Genomic DNA, 7,707 nt, shown 5'->3' with positions numbered 1-7,707 from the left:
CGTCGATGAATGCCTCATATTGCGGCTTGTCCATCGGGCAGTTGATATAGGCGGTGCGCTCTTCCTCGGTTTCGCCCTTGTCATAGCGGCTTTGCAGCCAAGCCACTGACATGTCGATACTTTCGGCATAGACGATGGGGGCGATGGCATCGAAAAAAGCCAGACTTTCGGCTCCGGTCTCTTCCCGGATGCTTTCGGCCAAAGCGGTGCTGGTCAGCGGGCCGGTTGCGATGATCCAGCGCCCGTCCTTAGGGAGGTCTGTCACCTCGCCCTCGACCACCGAAATCAGCGGATGCGCCCGCAGCCGCGCCGTCACCGCTTCGGCAAAGGGATCGCGGTCCACCGCCAAGGCACCGCCCGCAGGCAAGCGATGCAGCCGCGCCATTTCCATGATCAGCCCGCCCGCCGCGCCCATTTCCCAATGCAGCAAACCCACCGCATTGCGCTCGTCATCATCCGAGCGGAAGGAATTGGAGCAGACCATCTCGGCAAAACTGCCAGTGCGATGGGCAAAGGTGCCCACCTGAGGCCGCATTTCATGGATGACAACCGGCACGCCAGCCTGAGCCGCCTGCCAGGCGGCCTCCGACCCGGCCATGCCACCGCCGATGATGTGAATGGGATCGCGCATGCAGCGCAGATAGCCCCATGCGCGGCTCAGATCAAGGCAATGCGTTCGCGTTGTGCCGCATCCGGGTATGGCCGATACAGCCCGACCGACACCTCAGCGATCATCTGGTGCATCTGATCGTATCGTCGGGCCGCCTGTTCATCGGCCTGCGCCAAAGCCGAAAAGGCGGTATCCAGCGCCGCCATATCGGGCAGCTCCATCTCCAGCAGGAAATCGCAATGCGCCCCGGAGGCCAGCCCGAACTTGCGGCGCATCAGACGCCAGCCGTTCACCAGCCCCTGATCCTGGAGATAGCTCATCCAACTATGCACCGCGGCCGCGAAGGCCAGCGCCCGCGCCTCTGATTTCAGTTCGATCAGGCAGTGATAAAGGTTCATGCCGCCTCCTTTCCCGGAAGGCCATGAAACCCGACTCGTCTTGCCAAAAGATTAAGGCCGGGGCGCAACCCCGGCCTTTTTCACGCGTCCTGTGCCGGTTCCGGCGGGTCGCCCTGATCGGCAACCCGGGCCACCGACACGACCTCCTCGTCGCGGCCGGTGTTGAAGACCTTCACCCCCCCGGCCGAGCGCGAGCGGAAGCTGATCTGCTCCACCGGCACCCGGATGGATTGGCCGGTCGAGGTGGCCAGCATGATCTGATCCGAGGGATCGACCTTGAAAGAGGCGACCAAAGGCCCGCCGCGCATGGTTTTCTCGAAGGCGGTGACCCCCATGCCGCCGCGCCCGCGCACCGGATAATCGTGGCTGGACGACAACTTGCCGAGCCCTTTTGATGTGATCGTCAGGATCAGGTCTTCGGCGGCAGACATCTCGGCATAGCGCTCGGTCGACAATTGGCCCTCAGCCACGGCCTCTTCATCGTCGCCTTCAACCTCTTCCTCAAGATTGCCCGCCAAGAGCCTGCGCTGCTTGAGATAAGCGGCACGCTCGGCCGGGTCGGCCTCGAAATGGCGGATGATCGACATCGAGACCACCTTGTCGCCTTCGCCCAGCCGAATCCCGCGCACGCCGGTAGAGCCGCGCGATTTGAACACCCGGATTTCCGTGGTCGAAAACCGGATCGCGCGCCCGCTTGCCGTCACCAGCATCACGTCGTCATTCTCGTCGGCAATCGCCGCATTCACCAGGCTGACGCCCTCCGGCAGGTTCATGGCGATCTTGCCGTTACGTTTCACATTGGTGAAATCGCTCAGATCATTTTGCCGCACATCGCCATCCGAGGTGGCAAAGACGATTTGCAGGCTGTCCCAATCCAGCTCCGGCACGTCCACCGGCATCAGCGCCGCGATGGAGACGCCAGTTTCGATTGGCAGGATATTGACGATAGCCTTGCCGCGCGAGGTGCGCCCGGCCAGCGGCAGGCGCCAGCATTTCAGCTTGTAAACCATCCCATCTGTTGTGAAAAACAGCAAATGGGTATGGGTGTTGGCCACGAACAACGTGGTCACCACATCGTCATCTTTGGTGGCCATCGAGGCCAGCCCCTTGCCGCCGCGGTTCTGCGCGCGGAACTCGGCCAGCGGGGTGCGCTTGATATAGCCGCCCGAGGTGATGGTGACGACCATATCCTCGCGCTCGATCAGGTCTTCGTCATCCATATCGCCGGCCCAGTCGACGATTTCGGTGCGGCGCGGGATGGCGAACAGCTCTTTCACCTCGGTCAACTCGCCCGAGATGATCCCCATGATCCGGTCGCGCGAAGACAGGATTTCCAAATAATCCTTGATCTTTGCAGCCAGTTCTTCAAGTTCGTCGGTGATTTCCTTGACGCCCATCGCGGTCAGGCGCTGCAAGCGCAGGTCCAGAATGGCGCGGGCCTGAATTTCCGACAGGTTATAGGTGCCGTCGTCGTTCACCGTATGCGTCGGATCGTCGATCAGCTTGATATAGCTGACAATATCATGTGCGGGCCAGCGCCGGGTCATCAAGCGTTCGCGCGCCTCGGCCGGATCGGCGGAGGCGCGGATGGTCGCCACCACCTCATCGACGTTCGATACCGCCACCGCCAGACCGCACAGAATATGGCTGCGCTCGCGGGCCTTGCGCAGCTCAAAAGCCGTGCGACGTGCTACAACTTCCTCGCGGAAGGTGAGGAAATGGCTGATAAAATCGCGCAAGGCCAGCGTCTCGGGCCGCCCGCCATTCAGCGCCAGCATGTTGCAGCCGAAAGAGGTTTGCAGCGGCGAGAAGCGGAACAGCTGGTTCAGCACCACATCCGCCGTGGCATCACGCTTCAGCTCGATCACCACCCGCACGCCCACGCGGTCGGATTCGTCGGCGATATTGGCGATGCCCTCCACCTTCTTCTCGCGCACGAGGTCGGCGATCTTTTCGATCATGGCCGCCTTGTTCACCTGATAGGGGATTTCATCGACGATGATCGCCCAACGATCCTTGCGCAGTTCCTCGATCCGGGTCTTGGCGCGGATCACGACCGAGCCGCGCCCCTCCAGATAGGCCTTGCGAATGCCACCCCGGCCTAGAATCTGACCGCCCGTCGGAAAATCCGGGCCGGGGATCAGCTCCATCAGCCGTTCGGCTGACAGATCGGGGTTTTCGATCATGGCAAGACAACCGTCGATCACTTCGCCGAGGTTATGCGGCGGGATATTGGTCGCCATGCCCACGGCGATACCGCCCGCGCCATTGACCAGCATGTTGGGGAAACGCGCGGGCAGCACCGTCGGCTCGCGGTCTTTTCCGTCATAATTGTCCTGAAAATCGACGGTATCCTTGTCGATATCGGCCAGCAGGAAGGCGGCGGGCTTGTCCATCCGCACTTCGGTATAGCGCATGGCGGCGGCGTTATCGCCATCCATTGAGCCGAAATTCCCTTGTCCATCAAGGAGTTTCAGCGACATGCTAAAGGGCTGCGCCATCCGCACCAGCGCATCATAAATCGCGACATCGCCATGCGGGTGGTATTTACCCATCACATCGCCGACCGGACGCGCCGATTTGCGATAGGATTTGTCATGCGTATTGCCGGATTCATCCATCGCATACAAAATGCGCCGATGCACAGGTTTCAGGCCGTCGCGCAGATCGGGGATGGCGCGGCTCACGATCACGCTCATTGCGTAATCAAGGTAAGCCGTCTTCATTTCCTTCTCGATGGAGACCTGCGGACCCTCATAGGTGCCGCGCGGCGTTTCTTCCATCTTTTCAATATCTTCCGGCTGATCGCTCACCCCGGTCCGCCTTTTCTGCTGCGAGGGGCGCGCCCCTCAAGATCTGGTTGGCGGCACTATAGACCATCGCGGATATGGGGTGCAACCGCGCATCTGGGCGCGGATTGGCAGCCAGCGGGGCAGGGTGCCAACATATTGTTTTCATTGACTGTTAATGGATTTGCGCAACACTTTTCCTATGGGCGCAGGCACGGAGGCACAGAATGGCGCATCAGGAAACCGAACTCATGCTGAAGGGCTATGGCCTCACGACGGCCGAGCTTTACTATCGGATGCCGGATTTTCGCAGCGTTCTCAACAGCTTCATCTGGCAAGACTATGATCTGGCCCCCGATCATCCGCGCCTGTTTGCCTTCATTGAATTCTGGCAGCAGGAGATCGAGGGGCCGTTGCATTCGGTCCGCTTCACCCACCGCAAGCTGATCGGCCCCGGTGAGTGGCGCAATGTGGTGGGCGAGTTCCGCCTGCATTGACGCAGGCGGTCGTTAACCCTGGCTGGCCCGCAGGATCATGCCGAACAGGTCGCGCGGGTCATCGGGGTCGGCGATCATGTCGAGGTTCTGCGACAGGCCGGTGGCCTTCAGCTGGGCATGCACATAGCGCAGCGCGCTGAAATCCTCGATGGCAAAGCCCACGCTGTCAAACAGCGTGATCTCTTCGCCCGCCTGCCGCCCCGCCACGGCGCCGGTCATCACCTGCCACAGCTCGGTCACCGGGTAATCGGCGGCAAGCTGTTGAATCTCCCCCTCAATCCGGGTTTGCGGCGGATATTCCACAAAGATCGAGGACCGGGTGAGAATATCCCGGTGCAGCTCGGTCTTGCCGGGGCAATCGCCGCCGACCGCGTTGATATGGACGCCCGCGCCGACCATATTGTCGGTCAGGATCGTCGCATTCTGCTTGTCAGCCGTGCAGGTGGTCAGGATTTGTGCGCCCAGGATCGCCTGTTCGGCGCTGTGGCATGGCACCACGGTCAGCCCGCGCCCGGCCAGATTGCGGGCGCATTTCTCGGTCGCGACCGGGTCAATATCGTAAAGCCGCACTTCACGAATGCCACAGATCGCCTTGAAGGCCAGCGCCTGAAATTCGGCCTGCGCGCCATTTCCGATCATCGCCATGACCGAGGCCCCCTTGGGCGCAAGCCATTTGGCCGCGACCGCGCTGGTCGCCGCCGTGCGCAGCGCGGTAAGGATCGTCATTTCCGACAGCATCACCGGATAGCCCGTGGCCACATCCGCCAAAAGCCCAAATGCTGTAACGGTTTGCAGGCCTTTCTTCATGTTGGACGGATGGCCGTTCACATATTTGAACCCATAGGTCTCGCCATCCGAGGTGGGCATCAGCTCGATCACCCCGATCTCGGAATGCGAGGCCACACGCGGCGTCTTGTCAAACAGCGGCCAGCGGCGGAAATCGGCTTCGATCTCGGTGGCGATACCTTGCATCATCTCTTCGATGCCAACATGAAGAACAAGCCGCATCATGTTGTCAACGCTGACAAAAGGCACCAAGGCGTTACGAGAGGGCAAAAGGCTCATGCGAAGCTCCGGGTCGGACGGTCAAAGACTTTCTTGCCCATCAGGCTGCCCACCAGATCAACCATCAGCTTGGCCGTGCGCCCGCGATCGTCGAGGAAGGGGTTCAGCTCCACCAGATCAAGGCTGGTGACCAGCCCGCTTTCATGCAGCAGCTCCATCACCAGATGCGCCTCGCGGAAGGTGGTGCCGCCGGGCACGGTGGTGCCCACGGCCGGAGCAATCGAGGGGTCGAGGAAATCGACATCGAGGCTCACATGCAGCAGCCCGCCCGCCGCGCGCACCCGGCCCAGGAAGGCGCGCAGCGGCGCCACGATGCCCTGCTCGTCCAGCACCCGCATGTCATTGATCGCAATGTCATGGTCGAGCAGCGCCGCATGTTCCGCCGGATCGACCGAGCGGATGCCGTATAGGCAGATGCGCTCTGCCGGGATCGGCGCCGGGAAGGGCGGAAAGGCGTCAAACCCGTCGCGCCCGGCAATATAGGCGACCGGCGTGCCATGCAGGTTGCCGCTGGTGGTGGTCAGCGGCGTGTGGAAATCGCTATGCGCATCCAGCCACAGCAGGAAAAGAGGCCGCCCCAGCCGCCGCGCATGCAGCGCCGCCCCGGACACCGAGCCCAGGGCCAGCGCATGATCGCCGCCCAGCACGATCGGCATGCCGCCCTCGCTCAGCGCATCATCCACCGCCTCGCGCAGCGCCAGGGTCCAGCCGAGGGTCTCGGGCAGCTGGTCCACCGCCGGGTTCGGGCAGGTGCCCAGGGCGGGCACCGGCGCCAGATCGCCGCGATCCTGCACCCCGTGCCCCAGATCGCGGATGGCCTGCGCCAGCCCCGCCACGCGATAGGCCGCCGGGCCCATCAGACAGCCGGGGCGCCGCTGGCCGCTGTCAACCGGGGCGCCGATGAGAATGGTCTGGGTCATGTCAGTCTCCTGTTCGATCCTAGTCTCTTGCCGGATTGTGCCAGTTTCCACTATCCTGTCGTGCAAAATGTGCGCCACCTGCACGAAACGGGCAAAGGAAATGCCAGAATGGAAGAGACCGATCAGCGCCTGATTGCCGAGTTGCGCCGCGATGGCCGCGCCTCGCTGTCTGATCTGGCCGAGCGCCTCAACCTCAGCCGCGCCACCGTCCGCGCCCGGATGGAGCGCCTGATGAGCCGGGGCGAGATTGCAGGCTTCACCGTGGTCACCCGCGGCGATGTCACCGCCGCCCCGGTGCGCGGGCTGATGATGATCGGCATCGAGGGGCGCGGCGGCGAGAAGATCATGGCGCGGCTTTCGGGCCTGCCGGCGGTGATGGCGGTGCATTCGACCAATGGCAAATGGGATCTGATCGTGGAGCTGTCCACCCAGACCCTGCTGGAACTGGATGAGGTCATCCACCGCATCCGCAATATCGAGGGGGTGATGACCTCGGAAACCAATCTCCTCCTTTCCACCCGCCGCGCCGGGCGCCGCCCGGCCTGACGGCCCCATTCATCTGTTCAAAAATATCCTCGGGGGGTGCGGGGGGCAGACAGCCCCCCGGCGAGGCTGGCCCCGAGCGCCCCCTGCGACCTTCGCGCGCATCCCCCCAAGGTCGGCATGGCGGGGGGCGCGGCTTTGCCCTAAACTCGGGCCGCGAACAGGGAGAGCCGCATGATCGTAGAGCTTGGGCATTTTGCGCTGGTGCTGGCGCTTGGCGTGGCGCTGCTGCAATCGGTATTGCCGCTGGTCGGGGCCTGGCGGCGCTGGCCCGCCTGGATGGCCGTGGCCGAGCCTGCGGCCATCGTGCAGCTTCTGCTGGTGGCGGTGGCCTTCGGGGCCTTGACCTATGCCTTTGTCACATCAGACTTTTCTCTGCGGCTGGTGGTGATGAACAGCCATACCGACAAGCCGATGCTTTACAAGATCTCCGGCGTCTGGGGCAATCACGAGGGCTCGCTGCTGCTCTGGGTGCTGATCCTCGCGGGCTTTGGCGCCTGTGCCGCGCTGTTCGGGTCGAACCTGCCGCAAAGCCTGCGGGCGCGGGTGCTGGGGGTGCAGGGGCTGATTGGGCTGGCCTTTCTGGCCTTCCTTCTCTTCACCTCCAACCCCTTTCTGCGGCTGCAAGTGCCGCCCTTCAACGGCGATGACCTGAACCCGCTGCTGCAAGACCCCGGCCTCGCCTTCCATCCGCCCTTCCTCTATCTCGGCTATGTCGGGCTCAGCATGGCCTTCAGCTTTGCCGTCGCCGCCCTGCTGGAGGGTCGGGTTGATGCCGCCTGGGGCCGCTGGGTGCGGCCCTGGACGCTGGCCGCCTGGATTTTCCTCACCATCGGCATCGCGCTTGGCTCCTGGTGGGCCTATTACGAGCTGGGCTGGGGCGGT

The 7,707-nt window shown here is 63.0% G+C and carries 8 protein-coding genes; 3 read left to right on the top strand and 5 right to left on the bottom strand.

The genetic code is table 11. The features are described from left to right. The 3 genes from trmFO to gyrA form a co-directional block, all read right to left on the bottom strand. Positions 1–631: methylenetetrahydrofolate--tRNA-(uracil(54)-C(5))-methyltransferase (FADH(2)-oxidizing) TrmFO (trmFO, locus tag JNN06_RS11575; protein ID WP_291239746.1), on the bottom strand; the 631-nt coding region annotated here is incomplete at its 3' end. A gap of 26 nt (positions 632–657) precedes the next feature. Next, a complete protein-coding gene (locus JNN06_RS11570) occupies positions 658–1,008 on the bottom strand; it encodes a DUF6614 family protein (RefSeq protein ID WP_291239745.1) in 351 nt (116 codons plus the stop codon). An 80-nt stretch (positions 1,009–1,088) separates the two neighbouring features. Beyond that, the gene (gene gyrA / locus JNN06_RS11565) at positions 1,089–3,791 is read right to left on the bottom strand and encodes a DNA gyrase subunit A (protein ID WP_291239747.1); all 2,703 of its coding nucleotides are present in this window, start codon (positions 3,789–3,791) and stop codon (positions 1,089–1,091) included. 233 nt (positions 3,792–4,024) lie between these two features. On the opposite strand from gyrA, the gene JNN06_RS11560 reads away from it, so the two are divergent. Further along, entirely contained in the window at positions 4,025–4,294 is a 270-nt protein-coding gene (locus JNN06_RS11560) for an usg protein (protein WP_291239744.1), read from the top strand. A gap of 12 nt (positions 4,295–4,306) precedes the next feature. Here JNN06_RS11560 and JNN06_RS11555 read toward each other — a convergent pair whose 3' ends face one another. Next, positions 4,307–5,359: an ornithine cyclodeaminase gene (locus JNN06_RS11555; RefSeq protein ID WP_291239743.1), complete on the bottom strand. Its 1,053-nt coding sequence runs from the start codon at positions 5,357–5,359 to the stop codon at positions 4,307–4,309. Further along, entirely contained in the window at positions 5,356–6,279 is a 924-nt protein-coding gene (rocF, locus tag JNN06_RS11550; RefSeq protein WP_291239742.1) for an arginase, read from the bottom strand. The genes JNN06_RS11555 and rocF overlap by 4 nt, the downstream gene beginning before the upstream one ends. A 108-nt stretch (positions 6,280–6,387) precedes the next feature. Between rocF and JNN06_RS11545 the strand changes: the two genes are divergently transcribed. Both JNN06_RS11545 and ccsA read left to right on the top strand, forming a co-directional pair. Continuing rightward, positions 6,388–6,825, top strand: coding sequence for an Lrp/AsnC family transcriptional regulator (locus JNN06_RS11545; RefSeq protein WP_291239741.1), 438 nt, complete (start codon positions 6,388–6,390; stop codon positions 6,823–6,825). 171 nt (positions 6,826–6,996) lie between these two features. After that, positions 6,997–7,707 (top strand): cytochrome c biogenesis protein CcsA (gene ccsA / locus JNN06_RS11540; RefSeq protein WP_291239740.1); only part of this gene is annotated, 711 nt, incomplete at its 3' end.

Origin of the sequence: Gemmobacter sp., assembly GCF_016792925.1 — a bacterium.
Lineage (GTDB): Bacteria > Pseudomonadota > Alphaproteobacteria > Rhodobacterales > Rhodobacteraceae > Gemmobacter.
Note: the sequence above shows the minus strand (reverse complement) of the source record. Positions and strands in the feature narration are given on the sequence as shown.

Bases quoted from the DNA above. Each gene is read 5' to 3' on its own strand.
- JNN06_RS11570 (WP_291239745.1), bottom strand. From the start codon at position 1,008: ATGAACCTTTATCACTGCCTGATCGAACTGAAATCAGAGGCGCGGGCG.
- gyrA (WP_291239747.1), bottom strand. From the start codon at position 3,791: ATGGAAGAAACGCCGCGCGGCACCTATGAGGGTCCGCAGGTCTCCATC.
- JNN06_RS11560 (WP_291239744.1), top strand. From the start codon at position 4,025: ATGGCGCATCAGGAAACCGAACTCATGCTGAAGGGCTATGGCCTCACG.
- JNN06_RS11555 (WP_291239743.1), bottom strand. From the start codon at position 5,359: ATGAGCCTTTTGCCCTCTCGTAACGCCTTGGTGCCTTTTGTCAGCGTT.
- rocF (WP_291239742.1), bottom strand. From the start codon at position 6,279: ATGACCCAGACCATTCTCATCGGCGCCCCGGTTGACAGCGGCCAGCGG.
- JNN06_RS11545 (WP_291239741.1), top strand. From the start codon at position 6,388: ATGGAAGAGACCGATCAGCGCCTGATTGCCGAGTTGCGCCGCGATGGC.